1 protein-coding gene is annotated in these 238 nt (G+C 59.7%); it reads right to left on the bottom strand.

The window, feature by feature from the left end:
- Positions 1-238, bottom strand: a 238-nt coding sequence (locus AAEY78_RS14890; RefSeq protein WP_352340263.1) for an aconitase family protein, incomplete at both ends; no start/stop codon positions are given.

Consider the following 238-nt stretch of genomic DNA (forward strand, 5'->3'; position numbering starts at 1 on the left):
CTACTGACCGTGCTGCCCGTGAACTCGATTGCATGACCGGTGGCCCCCGCAGTACCGATTTTGCGAATCAAGCTCAGGGCCAAGTCGTTTGCGGTCACGAACGGCTGCAATTCGCCGTCGATCTGAACCTTCATCGCCGCCATGGGTGAAACACGCAGGCACTGGGTGGCGAGAACGTGCTCGATCTCGGAAGTGCCGATGCCAAATGCCAAGGCCGCGAAAGCACCATGGGTACTGG

It is taken from the genome of Psychrobacter sp. 16-MNA-CIBAN-0192, from assembly GCF_040309565.1.
GTDB lineage: Bacteria > Pseudomonadota > Gammaproteobacteria > Pseudomonadales > Moraxellaceae > Psychrobacter.